This is a genomic window from Streptomyces sp. NPDC046977 (assembly GCF_040644455.1).
Taxonomy (GTDB): Bacteria; Actinomycetota; Actinomycetes; order Streptomycetales; family Streptomycetaceae; genus Actinacidiphila.
On the sequence record NZ_JBEYWO010000034.1, the window covers coordinates 41,982 to 56,975 of the forward strand.

The following is a 14,994-nucleotide window of genomic DNA, read 5'->3' on the forward strand; positions in this document are numbered from 1 at the left end:
ACGCTGCCTGGTAGTGCTGCTGGCTTTACGTCAGACCCCGCGCGTGGCTGCGGCGAAAGCGATCGGGGGATGCCGACGATGGTGCATGGGAGTAGCCCCAGGGTGGGTGTCGCCGTGCTTTGAACCATGACTCCCTATCGGTCGATGAAAAGTGACTCCTTCCGTGATCGAGTGATGAGTCTGGCTCCCTGGGAGCCAGATGGAAGAGGTGATCGGTCGGACGAGTCGGCCCACACCGGTAGGGCGATTGACCAGGGGGAGCAACATGGAGGAACAGGAGATCAACGCGGTCGTCATGGCCGCCGAGAAGGTGGACATCGTCCGGTGCGGACCGGAGTCCGGGCTGAAGCGGTGGGCTCACCTGTCGCTGTGCGTGCTCGACGCGGTCTTCTCGATCAATGCCCATTACTCAGGCGTCGTGAACGTGTGCCGCAGATACGCCGACCACGCGGGACTTGAGCAACGGCTCTACCCGCGCGGCACCGACCACCCCGGTGGGGAAGAGCCGCTGTCCCGATTCGTGCAGTGCGCTACGGACATGAACGCCTTGGCCGCCGTCCTCAACAACCGTGGGCGCACGTCACCGAGAGGCGGGATCCTCAAGGCCGAGGCGGCCGCGGACTATGCGCGGATCCTCGTGGACCATGGCGTAAATCTCCACGTCGACGTCGAGAAACTGCTGGCCGACGACCATCATCTCGCCAAGGTTGAGAAGGCGCTGGCCCAGGTGCCGGGCCATGGCGCCTACGGGGTCCGGCTCAGCTACCTGTGGATGCTCGCCGGCGACGACGCAGGCATCAAGCCGGACCGTATGGTCCTGAACTGGCTGGCCCACGTTCTGAAGCGTCCTATGGGCGTGCCCGAGGCACGCAATCTGCTGACTGCTGCAGCGCAGATCATGGGCTGCACCCCCTGGGAACTGGATCACGCCATCTGGCTTTACCAGCGAGGCAAAGGCAAGTAGTGCACCTACTGGTGCGGCGGGGGTGGGCCTCAGCAACGGTTGAAGTGAGGTTCTGACACACATCCGTGCCGAGTGACCGTCTCTCACAGCTAGTCTCAGCCGACGCGGCAACAGGCCCGGCGCGTAAACGTTCCGAAGCCCGGTTTCAGCTGTCCGTCCGGCCGGAGGGCAGCTGGTGTTGAGCGCGAAGACGCCGACGCTGGTGGCGTGCGCCGCGCCGGCGAGCGGAAGGGGCGGACGGTCGGGACGTCGCGGCACGTGGCCACCGCACGGCGCACGCCGTCACTCGTGCGCGATGGCCGCCAGCACGTTCATCCGGGAGGCGCGCAGCGCCGGGAGGAGGGCGGCCAGCAGGCCGACGACCACCGAGCCGGCCATGACCGCCCCGACGGTCGTCCAGGGGACCGTGAGGGCCCGGATGCCCTTCAGGGCGAGCACCTCGTGGGTCACCACTCCCCACACCAGGCCGAGCCCGAGGCCCAGCACCGCGCCGAACACGGCGATCACCACCGACTCCAGGCGGATCATGCGCCGGAGCTGGAGGCGGGACAGGCCGATGGCCCGCAGCAGCCCGATCTCGCGGGTGCGCTCGACCACGGACAGGGCAAGGGTGTTGACGACGCCGAGGACCGCGATGAGGATCGCCAGTCCGAGCAGCGCGTAGACGAGGGTGAGCAGCACGGAGATCTGGGTGCGGACGAGCTTCTTGTAGTCCGCCTGGTCGCGGACCTCGACCTGCGGATAGGGCGTCAGCGCCTTTTCCAGCTGCGTCCGGAGCGCCGGTTTCGACGTGCCGGGCGCGGCGTTGACGTACAGGGCGGCGTCCTGGCTCCGCGGCAGATGGCGCTCGGCGGTGGCGAGTCCCATGGTCAACGTGGCGTCGTCGCCGAACACGGTGCCCTGGCTGGTGGTCAAGGCCCTCAGGGTGAACGTGGCCCCGCGCCCGTCGGCGAACCGCACCGGCAGCCTGCTGCCGATCCCCAGTCCGTGCCGGGTCGCGTACTCCTGGGAGAGCGAGACGCTGTCCGGGGCCAGTGCCCGGGCCGTGTCGCCGCGGGCGTAGTCGAGATGGAGCACGTCGTCGGCGCCGGGGCCGATGGCGGCGCCGGTGAGCCGGGTGGTGCGGCCGCCGGGCAGGGTGACGAGGAGCGGCACATAGCGCATCGGGACGACCTGGCCGGCCCCCGGTACTGCGCGCACCGCCCGGGTCACGGCGGGGGAGAAGGGCGCGAAGTGGTCGCCCTGGACGACGAAGTCGGCGCCGAGCGCCTTGTCGATCTCGCGGTCGAAGGAGGTGGCCATCGAGGTCCCCGCCATCGACATGCCGGTCACCAGCGCGAGCCCGATCATGAGCGCCGAGGCCGTCGCGCCGGTACGCCGCGGATTGCGCAGCGCGTTGCGCTGGCTCATCCGCCCCACGGGCCCGAACACCCGCGGCAGCCCGCCGCCCACCACGCGGATGACCGGGCGCACGAGCAGCGGGCCCGCCACGACCGCGGCGATGAGCGAGAGCCCGATGCCCAGGCCGAGGAAGGACGCGGCGGCACCGATGGTCCCGGCGGCGGCCGCGCCCGCGAGTGCGGCCGCCGCCGGCAGGGCGAGGAGCCCGCCGGCGATGGCCCGCCCTCGCAGCGACCGGTCGCCGTCGGTGACCTCGACGTCGGCCAGCGCGGCCATGGGGGAGACCCGCGAGGCCCGGCGGGCCGGCAGGTAGGCCGCGACGAGCGTCACCACGAGCCCGATCGCGTACGCGGCCGCCGGCACCAGGGGGCGCAGCACCATGTGCGAGGCGCCGATGTTCATCCCGAACGCCCCCAGCAGCCGGATCAGCCCGGACGCCAGTCCGACCCCGCACAGCAGTCCCAGGGTGGACCCGGCCAGGCCGAGGAGCGCCGCCTCCACCAGCACCGAGCGCCGCACCTGCCGCCGGTCCGCGCCCAGCGCCCGCAGCAGCCCGAGTTCGCGCGTGCGCTGCGCGACGAGCATGGAGAAGGTGTTGACGATCAGGAAGACGCCGACGAGGACCGCGATCCCGGCGAAGCCCAGCATCACGTACTTGATCACGTCGAGGAACGTCGCCAGCGACTCGGCGGCCGACTTCGCCTGCTCGGCCTGTGTCGTGTACGTCCAGCCGGGGCCCAGCGCGGCGGCGATCCGCCGCTTCAGCGTCGCGTCGGACACGCCGGGCGCGGCGTCGGCGGCGACCGACGTCGCGGTTCCGGCCCGGCCGATCAGCCGGGTCTGGGCGGTGGGCGTGTCCACGAACAGCAGGGCCGCGCCCGGGTTGGTGGTGGTGAACGTGGCGATGCCGACGAGCCGCACGGGGAAGGCGCCCGGCTGCGCGAGCACGCGCAGGGTGTCACCGATCCGCAGCCGGCGGTTGGCCGCGGTGTCGGCGTCGATCAGTGCCTCGCGGTCGCCGTGCGGCGCGTGGCCGCTGGTCAGCCGGACCGGACTGCGCGGATTGCCGGACCAGTTGGTGGCCAGGGTGGGCGCCCCGGTCGTCGGCCCGACGGGGCGGTTCCGGGCGTCGACGACGGTGATGTTCTGGACGGTGACGTCGATGCGCGCGTTGGCGACCCCCGGCACGGCCCTGACCTTGGCCAGCAGCGACGCGGGGAGGGTGGCCACCTGGCCCGAGGCGTAGTTCTGGTTCTCGGAGAACGCCTCGGGCGGACCCACCGTCACATCGGCCGCGGTCGAGGCGAAGAGTTGGTCGAAGGTGCGGTTGACGGTGTCGGAGAAGATCATGCTGCCGGTGACGAACGCCACCGACAGCAGGACGGCGAGCGCCGACAGCAGCAGCCGGCCCTTGTGGGCCAGGAAGCTGCGCAGCGTCGCCCGGAGCACGGGAGGTCCTAGCCCTGCTTCCGCAGCGCGTCGAAGCGCTTGAGCCGCTCCAGCACGCCGTCGGCCGAGGGCCGGGCCAGGTCGTCGACGATGCGCCCGTCGTTGAGGAAGAGCACCAGGTCGGAGTGCGCGGCGGCGGTGGGGTCGTGGGTCACCATCACCACGGTCTGGCCCAGCCGGTCCACGGCCTCCCGCAGGAAGCGCAGCACCTCCGCGCCCGACTGGGAGTCCAGGTTGCCGGTGGGCTCGTCGGCGAAGATCAGCTGCGGGCGGGAGGCGAGCGCGCGGGCGCACGCGACGCGCTGCTGCTGTCCGCCGGACAGCTGCGCCGGGCGGTGCCGGAGCCGGTCGCGCAGGCCCAGGGTGTCGATGACGCGGTCCAGCCACTCCTGGTCGGGCCTGCGACCGGCGATGTCCATCGGCAGCGTGATGTTCTCCGCGGCGGTCAGCGTCGGCAGCAGGTTGAAGGCCTGGAAGACGAATCCGACCTGGTCCCGGCGCAGACGTGTCAGCTGCCGTTCGCCCAGGCGCGTGATCTCGGTGTCGCCGATCCACACCTGCCCGGAGGTGACCGAGTCCAGCCCCGCCAGGCAGTGCATCAGCGTGGACTTGCCGGAGCCGGACGGGCCCATGACGGCGGTGAACCGGCCCCGCTGGATGTCCACGTCCACCGCGTCCAGTGCCACCACGCGGGTCTCGCCCGTTCCGTACGCCTTGGTCAGCGCCAGGGCCCGGGCGGCCGGCCCGGCGCCCGTCACGGTGTCCTGTGTGCCGGTTGTTGGCGGTGTTGCCGGTGTCGACACGCTTGTCCCCCATCATGCCGATGTGCGTGCTGTCGTATGGGGCGAGGGTAGGTCGTCGCGGGCCGGTGTGCATCGTCCGGCGGTCGCGCTCCGGATCGTCCGTGTAAGGGGCACTTGTCACTGCTAGCACCTTGGCGCTAGCCTGTCGGTATGGCCAAGACCCAGTTGAACGTGCGGGTCGACGAGACCACCGCCGCGACCGCCCGGGAACGGGCCGCGCAGCGGGGGATCAGTGTGAACCGCTACATCGAGGAACTCGTCCAGCAGGACGCGGGCGAGAACGGGCGGACCTTCGTCGAGGCGGCCGCCGACTTCATGAAGCAGTACGAGTCCGTCTTCGCCGAGGAGTTCGGCGCGGAGCACGAAGGCCGTCGTTGACCCTGCGGATCGATCTCGCCTGGCTGCTCATGGTCGCCGAGCACAACACACCCGGCGACCCCCAGGTCGCCGACTGGGGCGCGCTCGTCGCCGCGGTCAGCCGGCACGAGGCCGAGATATTCGGTGTGCCCGTGTACGGCGACCCCCATGAGTGCGCCGCGGCCCTCATGCAGTTGCTGGTGCACGTCCCTGCCCTGGAGCGGTCCAACGTCATGTTCGCCTCTGCCGTGGCCTACGCCTACCTGGTCGCGAGCGGGCTGAAGGTCGTCACCTCGCCGGAGCGGGTGCGGGAGCTGGCCCGGCTGGTCAAGAGCGGCACGGCCGACGTGCTGGAGATCGCCGAGGTGCTGCGCGGCTGGAGCGCCTGAACGGCGGCGGCGCGCGTCAGTCCCGCGGCCACCGGCTGCCGACGGGCAGGTCCCGCCAGTGCGGCGCGGACAGGTGCAGGAGCGCGTAGCGGTCCGGGTCGTCGCCCGCCACCGCGTCCGCCCACAGGGTGAGCTGGACGATCTCCCAGTGCCGGGGGTCGACCGCGAGCAGCGCCGCGTGGACACCCGGCGCGGCGCGGCGCTCCTCCCAGCGCCGCAGCGCGCGGGCCACCGGCTCGCGCGGGTCGGCGCCCTCGGGCAGGCGCTCGCGCAGGCGGCTCGCCGCCCGGGGCGTGGAGCCGTGCTCCGGACCGGGCCCGAACGCGGCGCCGGTCCAGTGGTGCACGCCGGGGCGGCCGAAGTCGCCGACGATGCCCCCGAAGCCGCCGCCGCCCCACAGGAAGCGGTTCATCCCGGCGGTGTCGCCCCAGAGGTAGAAGGGCGCGTACTGGTTGACCGGTGAGCCGTCGATGCCGCGCTCCCTTACGAGGTAGGCCTTGAAGCCCAGGCCCTCGTACGCGTCGGTGAGGTGTCCGCGGCCGGCCACACGATCCCGGATGATCCTCATGTCGTAGTCGGCGGGCAGGGTGATCTCGTACTGCATCGCGTACACGGCGCTCCCTAGGAGTGGTGCGACAGCAGCGCCAGCACTCCGCTGACGGCCTGGTCGAAGGGCGCCGCCGAGCCCGCCGCGCGGGCGAGCACGTAGCCGCCCTGGAGGACGGCGACCACGGTCGCGGCGATGTCGTCGGCGTCGAGCCCGGGGGCGAGTTCGCCGTGCGCCTGGCCGTCGGCGAGGACGTCGGCGATCCGGCCGCGCAGCCACTCGAAGGTCTCGTCCACCGGGGCGCGCAGCCGCGCGCTGGAGACGATCTCCGGGTCCTGCGTGAGCCCTCCCACAGGGCAGCCGCGCAGCACCTCGCGCTCGCGCCGCAGGTAGCGGGTGATCCGCTCGACGGCCGTACCGGGCCCGGCCAGTTGCTCCTCGGCCAGTGCCCGCATCTCCGCGGCGGTGCGTCGCACGGCGGCGAGCGCGAGGTCGGGCTTTCCGGAGAAGTGGTGGTACATGCTGCCCTGGCCGACACCGGAGCGCTGCTGGATGGCCTTGGGGCTGGTGCCGACGTAGCCGCGTTCCCACAGCAGTTCGCGGGTGCTCTCGATCAACCGGTCGGGGGTGTCCACACGGAGGACTGTACATACCAGTAGGTACAACGGGCAAGATCAGCCCGGACGGCGTGCCGTGGCCAGGACGTGCGGCGAGCTCGGCACCGGCAGCCCCCGCTCCGGAATGCGGAAACGGCGCAGCTCCAGCAGTTCGAAGCCACTCGCCCGCACGGCCGCGGGGGTGTCGCGTCCGGTCCGGCAGCCCCCGAACAGCAGCGGCCAGAACGTGTGGTCCGCCGCCCACTGTGCCGCGGCGGCCCCGCGGCCCGTGGCGCGGCAGTGCTCCAGCAGCCGCAGTTCACCGCCCGGCCGCAGGACGCGCAGCAACTCGCCGAGCGCCCGTGCCGGGTCCCGCACCGAGCACATCACCAGGGAGGAGACCGCCGCGTCAAAACCCTCGGTCTTGACCGGCAGTGCCTCCGCGACACCCGGCACCACATCCACCGGCACCTGCGCCCGCCGCGCCTCCTCGGCGGCGAGCCGGCGCAGATGGCGCTCGGGCTCGATGGCCACGACCTCCGCGACCGTGCGCGGGTAGTGACGGAAGTTCAGCCCCGGTCCGGCGCCGATCTCGATCACCCGGCCGGACAGCCCGGCCAGCAGTTCCCCCCGTAGCTCCGCCAGGCCCATGCGGGTCTCGGCGCCCCGGGCGCAGCGGGCGTAGAAGCGGGCGAACAGCGGGTGGCGGACGGGCTCGCGCATCGCGCCGGAACGGCTGGGCATGGCAGGTCCCCTTTGCCTCGTCGTGCCCCCCTCTTCCGGATTGTGCCGCCGGAGCGGGGCCGCCATGCCTCCTTGCGCGCGGTTCCTTCCGAGGGGCGGGAGCGCGAGCGCGCGCCCCGCCCCGGAACCGACGTGACGTCAGATGATGGAACTCCAGACGGCGGTGAACGCGTCCACGTCCCACAGGCCGCCGATGCGGGGGGCGATCCAGCCCGGCGCGGCCCGCTGGAACGCCTCCGGCGTGAGCTGGGCGGCCCCGGCCGGGACGGCGCCGACCAGCGGCGCGCCGGTGCAGACCGGGAGGTCGGCGAGATTGCTGCGGGCCGCCAGGTCCGGGTCGTCGGGCCAGCTGCCGATCACGAAGCCGGCGCACGTCAGCGCACGGGCCCGCAGCGCCTCCGCGGTGAGCGCGGCCGTGTTGAGCGTGCCCAGCCCGGCCGGGGCGACGACGAGGACCGGTGAGCCCAGCATCTTCGCCGCGTCCGCCAGCGTGGAGCCCTCCTCGTCGAACCGCACCAGGAGCCCGCCCGCGCCCTCGACCAGCACGATGTCGTGGACGGCCGCCAGCTTCGCGGCGGCCTCGGCGATCTCACCGGGGCCCACGGCCGGCCGGCCGGCGCGCCGGGCCGCCGTGGCCGGGGCCAGGGGGTCGGGGTAGCGGGCGAGTTCGACTCCGGTGAGCTCGTACCCCGCCAGCCGCGTCACCTCCGCGGCGTCTCCCGGCTCGTCGGGACGGAGGCCGGTCTGCGCGGGCTTGAGGTAGGCGACACTGGCGCCCACCGCGAGCGCGGTCGCCGCGACGGCCGCCGTGACCACCGTCTTGCCGATCTCCGTGCCCGTACCGGTCACGAACAACACCGTCATGCCGCCTCCGCCGCCGCGCACACCGCCGCGCAGATGCGCGCGACGTCCTCGTTCCCCGTCACGTACGGGGGCATCGTGTAGATCAAGTCCCGGAACGGGCGCAACCATACCCCCCCGCGGACGGCCGCCCGCGTGACGGTCGCCATGGCAGCCGCGTCGAGGGCCTTGTCGAGCTGGACGACCCCGATCGCGCCCAGCACCCGTACGTCCCGCACGCCCGGGAGCGCGGCCGCGGGCGCGAGCCCGTCCCGCAGTCCGGCCTCGATGCGCTTGATCTCCTGCGCCCAGTCCTGCCCGAGCAGCAGGTCGAGGGAGGCGCAGGCGACGGCCGCCGCCAGCGGGTTGCCCATGAAGGTGGGGCCGTGGGCGAGGACGGGGACCTCGCCCCGGGAGATCCCGTCGGCGACGCGCGCGGTGCACAGCGTCGCGGCCATCGTCAGATAGCCGCCCGTCAGGGCCTTGCCGACGCACATGACGTCGGGGGAGACGCCCGCCTGCTCGGCGGCGAAGAGCGTGCCCGTCCGCCCGAAGCCGGTGGCGATCTCGTCGAACACGAGCAGCACGTCGTGCTCGTCGCACGTCTCGCGCAGCACCCGCAGATACGCGGGGGAGTGGAAGGACATGCCGCCCGCGCCCTGGACCACGGGCTCCACCACCACCGCGGCGAGCTCGTGCGCGTGGCGGGCGACGGTCTCCCGCAGATGGTCGGCGTACGCCTCCTCGTACGCGGCCGGCGGGGCGTCGGCGAAGACCTGGCGGGGCAGCACCCCCGACCACAGCCCGTGCATGCCGCCCTCGGGGTCGCACACGGACATGGGCTGCCAGGTGTCGCCGTGGTAGCCGCCGCGCCAGGTCATCAGGCGCTGCTTGGCGGGCCGCCCGAGGGAGCGCCAGTACTGCAGGCACATCTTGACGGCGACCTCCACCGACACCGAGCCGGAGTCGGCCAGGAAGACATGCCGCAACGGCTCCGGGGTGATCTCCACCAGACGGGCGGCGAGCCGGACGGCGGGCTCGTGCGTGAGCCCGCCGAACATGACGTGGCTCATACGGTCCAGCTGGCCGCGTGCCGCCTCGTTGAGCACCGGGTGGTTGTACCCGTGGATCGCCGACCACCAGGAGGACATGCCGTCCACGAGCTCGGTCACGCCCTCGACCGGTTCGGCCAGCCGCAGCCGGACCCCGGCCGCGGACGCGACGACGAGCGGTTCCTGACGGCCCGGCATCGGCCCGTACGGATGCCAGACGTGCTCCCGGTCCAGTGCCAGGAGCTCGCCGGCGGTGAGCGGTTCAGGCATTGGGCGGCAGGTCCGTTCCGGTGCCGCGGCGGCGGACCGCCACCAGGTCGGTGCGCGCGGCACCCGCCGGAAGCGGGACACTCCCCGCGTGGCCGCCGCAGGGCCCGCAGCCGCCGCCGTCCGCCGTGCCGTGCGAGCCGCAGCCGCCCTGCGCGGAGCCGTGCGAGCCGCATCCGGCGGCCGCCACCGCGTCGGCGGCATCGGCGCGGTGACCGGGAAGGGTGACCGTACCGGCGCCCTCCACCTCGAAGCCGGCGTCCGCGATCATGTCGAGATCGGCCTGGCCGGCCTGGCCCTCGCTGGTGAGGTAGTCGCCCAGGAAGATCGAGTTGGCCAGGTGCAGCGCCAGCGGCTGCATGGTGCGCAGGTGCACCTCGCGGCCTCCGGCGATACGGACCTCCACGTCGGGGCAGACGAAGCGCACCATCGCCAGGATGCGCAGGCAGCGCTGCGGGGTGAGGTTCCACTCCTTGGCCAGCGGCGTGCCCTCGAAGGGGATGAGGAAGTTGACGGGCACCGAGTCCGGGTCCAGCTCCCGCAGCGCGAACACGACGTCGACCAGGTCCTCGTCGCTCTCGCCCATGCCCGCGATCAGGCCGGAGCAGGCGGACAGTCCCGCCGCCTGGGCCTGCTGCACCGTGTCGACGCGGTCGGCATAGGTGTGCGTGGTGGTGATGTCGCCGTATACCGACTCGGAGGTGTTCAGGTTGTGGTTGTACGCGTCGGCGCCCGCGCCGCGCAGCCGGCCGGCCTGTCCCTCGGAGAGCAGGCCGAGGCAGGCGCAGACCTCCACGCCCTCGTTCTCACCCTTGATGGCCTCGATGGTCTTCGAGACCCGGTCCACGTCGCGGTCGGTGGGCCCGCGTCCGCTGGCCACCAGGCACACGCGCTTGGCGCCGCCGGCGACCCCCGCCGCCGCGGCGGCCGCCGCCTCCTCGGGCTTCAGCCAGGTGTACTTGAGCACGCCGGCCTCGGAACCCAGCCGCTGCGAGCAGTACGAGCAGTCCTCGGGGCACAGCCCCGACTTGAGATTCACCAGGTAGTTCAGCTTCACGCGGCGGCCGAACCAGGCGCGGCGCACCTTGCCGGCCGCGGCCACCACGTCGAGCAGTTCGTCGTCGGAGCCGGCCAGCACGGCGAGGGCCTCCTCGCGCGTGGGCAGCTCGCGGCGCAGCCCCTTCTCCACCAACCCATTGAGCAGATCCATGCCGCGATCCTGACGCACGCGGCGACCATCGGCCAATGAGGCACCCCACAAGACCGTTCGCGCAGGGTGTGTGGATCACCACACCGTGCGAACCGGCAGGGCAGACTACGGTGCTGGAGACATCTCACACCGACCCCGGGGACGACCATGGCCCGCGACCCGTTCGACTGGATCGACGCGCACGCCGAACGGCGCGGCGCGGCAGGGCTGGTGCGCACCCTGCGGCCCCGGCCGGCCCGGTCGCCGCTGCTCGACCTCGCCTCCAACGACTACCTGGGCCTGGCCCGGCACTCGGAGGTCACCCGTGCGGGTGCCGACGCCTGCCTGCGCTGGGGCGCCGGGTCCACCGGCTCACGGCTGGTGACCGGCAGCACCGAGCTGCACGCCGAGCTGGAGGCCGAACTCGCCGCCTTCTGCGGCTTCGAGGCGGCCCTGGTGCTGGCCTCGGGGTACGCGGCCAACCTCGCCGCGGTCACCGCGCTGACCAGTGAGCCGGGCACCCTGATCGTCTCCGACGCGGGCAACCACGCCTCACTCATCGACGGCTGCCGGCTCTCCCGGGCCACCACCGAGGTCGTCCCCCACGCCGACCCCGCCGCCGTGCGCAAGGCGCTGTCCGGGCACGACGGGCCCGCCGTGACCGTCACCGACTCCGTCTTCTCTGTCGACGGCGACGCGGCCCCGCTCGGCGAACTGGCCGCGGCCTGCGCGGAGGCGGGAGCGGCCCTGCTGGTCGACGACGCGCACGGGCTCGGCGTCCTCGGTGACGGCGGGCGGGGGGCGGCGGCGGCCGCCGGGCTCGCCGGGGCGCCGGGGCTGGTGTGCACGGCCACCTTGTCCAAGTCGCTGGGCAGTCAGGGCGGCGTGGTGCTCGGCCCGGCCCGGGTCATCGGGCATCTGGTCAACGCGGCGCGGACGTTCATCTTCGACACCGGTCTGGCGCCGGCGGCCACGGGTGCCGCGCTGGGGGCGCTGCGGCTGCTGCGCCGGGAGCCGGACCGCGCCGCGCGGGCGCGTGAGGTGGCCCGGGAACTGCACAAGAGGCTTGCCGCCGCGGGCCTGGAGGCCACCGCGCCGGACGCGTGCGTGGTGTCGGTGCGGGCGCCCTCGCCGGAGGCGGCCGTCCAGTGGGCCGCGGACTGCCGGGAGGCGGGGCTCGCCGTGGGGTGCTTCCGGCCCCCGTCGGTGCCGGACGGGATCTCCCGTCTGCGGCTGACCGCGCGCGCCGACCTGACGGACCGGGAGATCGGCGACGCCGTCGGGACGATCGTCCGTACGGCGCCGCCACGCCGCTGAGCTCAGGGGCGCCCGGTCAGGGTTCCCGTGCGCACGGCGTCCAGGAACGCGTTCCACTCGGTGGGGGTGAAGAGCAGGGCCGGGCCGCGCACATCCTTGGAGTCGCGTACGGCGAGCTGTCCCGAGAGCGGCCCCGAGGGGACGAGGGCCGTCTCGACGCAGTTGTTCGCCGCCGTGCTGTAGCTGCTGCGTCGCCAATTCATTCCGAACAGGGACGCACTGGAGGAAACGTACTGAGGCAGTGCGCTGGACATGGGGGTGTGCCTCCTTACGCGCCTTTGCCGATGCCGCTGATGAAGGTCAGCGACTGTTCGCTCGACAGGGCGTGGGAGCGCAGTCGGTTGAAAGCGGCACCGTACGCCCTGATGTCCTCTTCCTGATCCAGATAGAGACTACTCGTCAACTGGTCGAGAACGACAACATCCAGATCAGCAATGCGCGGAAACGAGAAGATGACGAAAGGCCCCGTGACGCCGATATGACCACCGGCCGAGAAAGGCAGCACCTGCAGATGCACATGGGGCAGGGAACCGAGCTCCACAAGATGGCTCAATTGCGCCGCCATCACCTCCGGTCCCCCCACCCGGCGCCGCAGCACCGCCTCGTCGAGCACCGCCCACAGCTCCAGTGGCGGTGAGGCGCGCAGCACCGCCTGCCGCGCGATGCGCACGTCCACCAGCGTCGCGATCTGCCGCGGGCCCAGGTGGGGCAGCACCGAACGGGTCAGCTCGCGGGCGTAGTCGGGGGTCTGCAGCAGTCCCGGCACCACGGTGGTCTCCAGCGTGCGGGCGCGGCAGGCGTCGGTCTCCAGGGAGATGAAGTCCCGGTAGGTGTCCGGGAGTTCCTCGCGGTACTCGTGCCACCAGCCGCGCCGGGCGCCTTCGCCCCCGGCCAGCGCCGCCAGCATGTCGCGCAGCCGCTGGTCGCGGACGTCGTACGCGTCCAGCAGTGCGGTCACGTCCTCCGGTCGCACACCGCTGCGGCCGGTCTCGATGCGGCTCACCTTGGACTGGTGCCAGCCCACGCGGAGGGCGACCTCTCCGCTCGTCAGGCCGGCCGTGTCCCTGAGACGGCGCAATTCGGAGCCGATCTTGCGGCGGCGGACCGCCGGCACCTGCTGCATGACTGTGTACCTCCTGGTTCCCGGCATGCTCCGCCGGTCCCCGGGCGAAGTCTGCCGCGCAAATACGTTCTCTCGTAGCAGAGTTCACCGCTTTGGGCGACAGATATATGCATATAGCTGTGGTGGCACCGGTTTGACGGCACGATAGGTGGCACTCTGGCGCGTGGAAGCCGGTGGGCACCGTATGGGAAGTACGGGCTCCCGGCGGCCCGGGCGTGCGGCCCGGACAGGCGCGTGCCGGAGTCCCGGTCACGGCGGGAAAGGGACAGCGTCGCCATGGCAGACCATCAGGAAGTATCCGTCACCCTGCCGAGCGACCCTGCCTCGGTACCCGCGGCCCGTCGATACGTGTGCGACCTGCTGGTGGAGTGGGGGATGACGGAGGACTCGTCGCCCGCCGACGCCGTCCGGCTCATCGTCTCCGAACTCGCGACCAACGCCGTCCTGCACACCCTCGGCCAGTCGCCTACCTTCACCCTCGACATCCGGCTCGACCGCGACGAGCAGTTGCGGATCGGGGTCACCGACAGCCATCCGCGCTGGCCCCAGCGGCTGCCGGCCGCCGTCCAGCAGGACAACGGCCGCGGCATGGTGATCATCCGGCATCTCACCGCCGAGGCCGGGGGCCGGCTCCATGTCACCCCCACCGTCGAGGGCGGCAAGACCGTCTGGATCACCCTGCCGTGGGTGGCGGCGCCCGCCCCCGTGGAGTGAACGCGCGACGGGGCCGCCCGCCGGTCAGCCGTGGCCGGGTACGAGCAGCACCTCCGCGCCGACGGGGGTGAAGCCGGCCGCCAGCAGCGCCCGTACGCTCGCCGCGTTGCCCGGCGCGATCTGGGCCCACAGCGTCCCGCCGTCCGGGACCAGCCGGCGCGCCTCCAGGGCCAGGCGGCGGCCGAGACCGGTGCCGCGCGCCGCGGGCTCGACCTCGACGGCCATCTCCCAGCGACCGGCCACCCCGCGCCCGATGAGGACGGTGCCGCCGGGCACCGTCCAGACCCGCACCTCGTCCCGGTGCGACAGCGCCCGCGCGGCACGGGGGTGCTCGCGGGCGGCCGTCTCCCGCAGCGCGAGCGGGGGGCCGGGCGGCGGACCGGGCAGGGCGGTGGCCGTCGCCAGCAGGTCGATGTTGTTCACCCGGCGCCCCAGCAGCCCGCACAGCGCCGTCAGGAACGGCGGGTTGAGCGGCGCCGACAGGTCACCGGGCGGCAGCAGCGACCGGATCCGAGCGGGGTCGGTGTCGGCGAAGACCACGCTGTGCGCCGTGAAGGCGATGACGCCCGCGTCGCGTGCCGAGGGCTGGGGCACGATCGTCACCGACCCGTCGGCGGGCGGGAAGACGCCCCGGGCGGCGTCGGCGAGCAGGCGCGGCAACGTCATGGGCGCAACGCTACGACCTGTCGTCACCTTCCCCCCACCCAGCGGTGGCCGAGGGAGCCGCGGGACCCCTGGGCGGGCGCGCCCGGGCCCCGCGGCGGGCGGTCACCTCACACGGCCGTACCAGACGCTGCGGGTCCAGATCTTCTCCAGGCGCACACGGCCGCCCGGCTTGGGGGAGTGCCAGATTCTCCCGTGGCCCGCGTATATCCCGACGTGGTAGATGCTGCTCCCGTAGTGGAAGAACACCAGGTCCCCGCGGGTGCGGTCGGAACTGTGCAGGTGCCGTGTGCTGTTGTACTGCGCCGCGGCGGTGCGGGGCAGTTTCCTGCCCACCTTCTTGAACGAGTAGAGCGTCAGGCCCGAGCAGTCGAAGCTGCGCGGGCCGGTGGCACCGTACCGGTACGGAGCGCCCTTCTTCGAGGCCGCGACCTTCAGTGCCTCCGCCCGGATCGTGGCGGCGTCGGCGTGCTGGGCCATGTCCGGCAGGACCGCGGGACCGGCGACGGCGGCCGCCGTGAGGGCGGAGACCGCCCCGAACCGGGTGAGAACCGCGGACATGGCTGATGGCGCGATCAT

Annotated in this window: 17 protein-coding genes; 5 read left to right on the forward strand and 12 right to left on the reverse strand. The window is 72.8% G+C overall.

What is annotated here, in order from left to right; translation table 11 throughout:
* The first annotated feature begins 265 nt into the window (after nt 1-265).
* The gene (locus ABZ883_RS35850; RefSeq protein ID WP_360913854.1) at nt 266-964 is read left to right on the forward strand and encodes a hypothetical protein; all 699 of its coding nucleotides are present in this window, start codon (nt 266-268) and stop codon (nt 962-964) included.
* 282 nt (nt 965-1,246) lie between these two features.
* Here ABZ883_RS35850 and ABZ883_RS35855 read toward each other — a convergent pair whose 3' ends face one another.
* On the reverse strand, nt 1,247-3,814 hold the full coding sequence (locus tag ABZ883_RS35855; RefSeq protein ID WP_360913856.1) for an FtsX-like permease family protein: 2,568 nt from the start codon (nt 3,812-3,814) through the stop codon (nt 1,247-1,249).
* A gap of 8 nt (nt 3,815-3,822) precedes the next feature.
* Nucleotides 3,823-4,572, reverse strand: a complete 750-nt coding sequence (locus ABZ883_RS35860; protein ID WP_360913858.1) for an ABC transporter ATP-binding protein — start codon at nt 4,570-4,572, stop codon at nt 3,823-3,825.
* A gap of 195 nt (nt 4,573-4,767) precedes the next feature.
* Between ABZ883_RS35860 and ABZ883_RS35865 the strand changes: the two genes are divergently transcribed.
* Both ABZ883_RS35865 and ABZ883_RS35870 read left to right on the forward strand, forming a co-directional pair.
* Nucleotides 4,768-4,995: a toxin-antitoxin system HicB family antitoxin gene (locus ABZ883_RS35865; RefSeq protein WP_319660692.1), complete on the forward strand. Its 228-nt coding sequence runs from the start codon at nt 4,768-4,770 to the stop codon at nt 4,993-4,995.
* On the forward strand, nt 4,992-5,363 hold the full coding sequence (locus tag ABZ883_RS35870; RefSeq protein ID WP_360913860.1) for a fic family toxin-antitoxin system, toxin component: 372 nt from the start codon (nt 4,992-4,994) through the stop codon (nt 5,361-5,363). The genes ABZ883_RS35865 and ABZ883_RS35870 overlap by 4 nt, the downstream gene beginning before the upstream one ends.
* A gap of 16 nt (nt 5,364-5,379) precedes the next feature.
* Here ABZ883_RS35870 and ABZ883_RS35875 read toward each other — a convergent pair whose 3' ends face one another.
* The 6 genes from ABZ883_RS35875 to bioB form a co-directional block, all read right to left on the reverse strand.
* Nucleotides 5,380-5,976, reverse strand: a complete 597-nt coding sequence (locus tag ABZ883_RS35875; protein ID WP_360913862.1) for a DUF4865 family protein — start codon at nt 5,974-5,976, stop codon at nt 5,380-5,382.
* 8 nt (nt 5,977-5,984) lie between these two features.
* A complete protein-coding gene (locus ABZ883_RS35880) occupies nt 5,985-6,545 on the reverse strand; it encodes a TetR/AcrR family transcriptional regulator (protein WP_360913864.1) in 561 nt (186 codons plus the stop codon).
* Nucleotides 6,546-6,584: 39 nt separating this feature from the next.
* Nucleotides 6,585-7,250 carry a class I SAM-dependent methyltransferase gene (locus tag ABZ883_RS35885; RefSeq protein WP_360913866.1) on the reverse strand — a complete coding sequence of 222 codons (666 nt, stop codon included), beginning with the start codon at nt 7,248-7,250 and terminating at the stop codon, nt 6,585-6,587.
* A 138-nt stretch (nt 7,251-7,388) separates the two neighbouring features.
* Nucleotides 7,389-8,114 carry a dethiobiotin synthase gene (bioD, locus tag ABZ883_RS35890; RefSeq protein ID WP_360913868.1) on the reverse strand — a complete coding sequence of 242 codons (726 nt, stop codon included), beginning with the start codon at nt 8,112-8,114 and terminating at the stop codon, nt 7,389-7,391.
* Nucleotides 8,111-9,412: an adenosylmethionine--8-amino-7-oxononanoate transaminase gene (locus ABZ883_RS35895; RefSeq protein WP_360913870.1), complete on the reverse strand. Its 1,302-nt coding sequence runs from the start codon at nt 9,410-9,412 to the stop codon at nt 8,111-8,113. Before ABZ883_RS35895 ends, bioD begins: the two co-directional genes overlap by 4 nt.
* Nucleotides 9,405-10,619: a biotin synthase BioB gene (gene bioB, locus ABZ883_RS35900; protein ID WP_360913872.1), complete on the reverse strand. Its 1,215-nt coding sequence runs from the start codon at nt 10,617-10,619 to the stop codon at nt 9,405-9,407. Before bioB ends, ABZ883_RS35895 begins: the two co-directional genes overlap by 8 nt.
* Before the next feature lie 147 nt (nt 10,620-10,766).
* Here bioB and ABZ883_RS35905 point away from each other — a divergent pair, with 147 nt between their 5' ends.
* Entirely contained in the window at nt 10,767-11,915 is a 1,149-nt protein-coding gene (locus ABZ883_RS35905) for an 8-amino-7-oxononanoate synthase (RefSeq protein WP_360913874.1), read from the forward strand.
* A 2-nt stretch (nt 11,916-11,917) separates the two neighbouring features.
* Here ABZ883_RS35905 and ABZ883_RS35910 read toward each other — a convergent pair whose 3' ends face one another.
* Complete coding sequence (locus tag ABZ883_RS35910; protein ID WP_360913876.1) at nt 11,918-12,169, reverse strand: DUF397 domain-containing protein; 252 nt, start codon at nt 12,167-12,169, stop codon at nt 11,918-11,920.
* 14 nt (nt 12,170-12,183) lie between these two features.
* The gene (locus ABZ883_RS35915; RefSeq protein ID WP_360913878.1) at nt 12,184-13,038 is read right to left on the reverse strand and encodes a helix-turn-helix transcriptional regulator; all 855 of its coding nucleotides are present in this window, start codon (nt 13,036-13,038) and stop codon (nt 12,184-12,186) included.
* A 276-nt stretch (nt 13,039-13,314) separates the two neighbouring features.
* Between ABZ883_RS35915 and ABZ883_RS35920 the strand changes: the two genes are divergently transcribed.
* Complete coding sequence (locus ABZ883_RS35920; protein ID WP_360913880.1) at nt 13,315-13,752, forward strand: ATP-binding protein; 438 nt, start codon at nt 13,315-13,317, stop codon at nt 13,750-13,752.
* Nucleotides 13,753-13,776: 24 nt separating this feature from the next.
* On the opposite strand, the gene ABZ883_RS35925 is transcribed toward ABZ883_RS35920, so the two are convergent.
* The gene (locus tag ABZ883_RS35925) at nt 13,777-14,418 is read right to left on the reverse strand and encodes a GNAT family N-acetyltransferase (protein ID WP_360913882.1); all 642 of its coding nucleotides are present in this window, start codon (nt 14,416-14,418) and stop codon (nt 13,777-13,779) included.
* 102 nt (nt 14,419-14,520) lie between these two features.
* Complete coding sequence (locus ABZ883_RS35930) at nt 14,521-14,994, reverse strand: C40 family peptidase (RefSeq protein WP_360913884.1); 474 nt, start codon at nt 14,992-14,994, stop codon at nt 14,521-14,523.

What these genes read in the sequence shown, in the direction of transcription:
- ABZ883_RS35850 (WP_360913854.1), top strand. Translation starts at nt 266, where the DNA reads ATGGAGGAACAGGAGATCAACGCGGTCGTCATGGCCGCCGAGAAGGTG.
- ABZ883_RS35865 (WP_319660692.1), top strand. Translation starts at nt 4,768, where the DNA reads ATGGCCAAGACCCAGTTGAACGTGCGGGTCGACGAGACCACCGCCGCG.
- ABZ883_RS35885 (WP_360913866.1), bottom strand. Translation starts at nt 7,250, where the DNA reads ATGCCCAGCCGTTCCGGCGCGATGCGCGAGCCCGTCCGCCACCCGCTG.
- bioD (WP_360913868.1), bottom strand. Translation starts at nt 8,114, where the DNA reads ATGACGGTGTTGTTCGTGACCGGTACGGGCACGGAGATCGGCAAGACG.
- ABZ883_RS35895 (WP_360913870.1), bottom strand. Translation starts at nt 9,412, where the DNA reads ATGCCTGAACCGCTCACCGCCGGCGAGCTCCTGGCACTGGACCGGGAG.
- bioB (WP_360913872.1), bottom strand. Translation starts at nt 10,619, where the DNA reads ATGGATCTGCTCAATGGGTTGGTGGAGAAGGGGCTGCGCCGCGAGCTG.
- ABZ883_RS35905 (WP_360913874.1), top strand. Translation starts at nt 10,767, where the DNA reads ATGGCCCGCGACCCGTTCGACTGGATCGACGCGCACGCCGAACGGCGC.
- ABZ883_RS35910 (WP_360913876.1), bottom strand. Translation starts at nt 12,169, where the DNA reads ATGTCCAGCGCACTGCCTCAGTACGTTTCCTCCAGTGCGTCCCTGTTC.
- ABZ883_RS35915 (WP_360913878.1), bottom strand. Translation starts at nt 13,038, where the DNA reads ATGCAGCAGGTGCCGGCGGTCCGCCGCCGCAAGATCGGCTCCGAATTG.
- ABZ883_RS35920 (WP_360913880.1), top strand. Translation starts at nt 13,315, where the DNA reads ATGGCAGACCATCAGGAAGTATCCGTCACCCTGCCGAGCGACCCTGCC.
- ABZ883_RS35925 (WP_360913882.1), bottom strand. Translation starts at nt 14,418, where the DNA reads ATGACGTTGCCGCGCCTGCTCGCCGACGCCGCCCGGGGCGTCTTCCCG.
- ABZ883_RS35930 (WP_360913884.1), bottom strand. Translation starts at nt 14,994, where the DNA reads ATGATCGCGCCATCAGCCATGTCCGCGGTTCTCACCCGGTTCGGGGCG.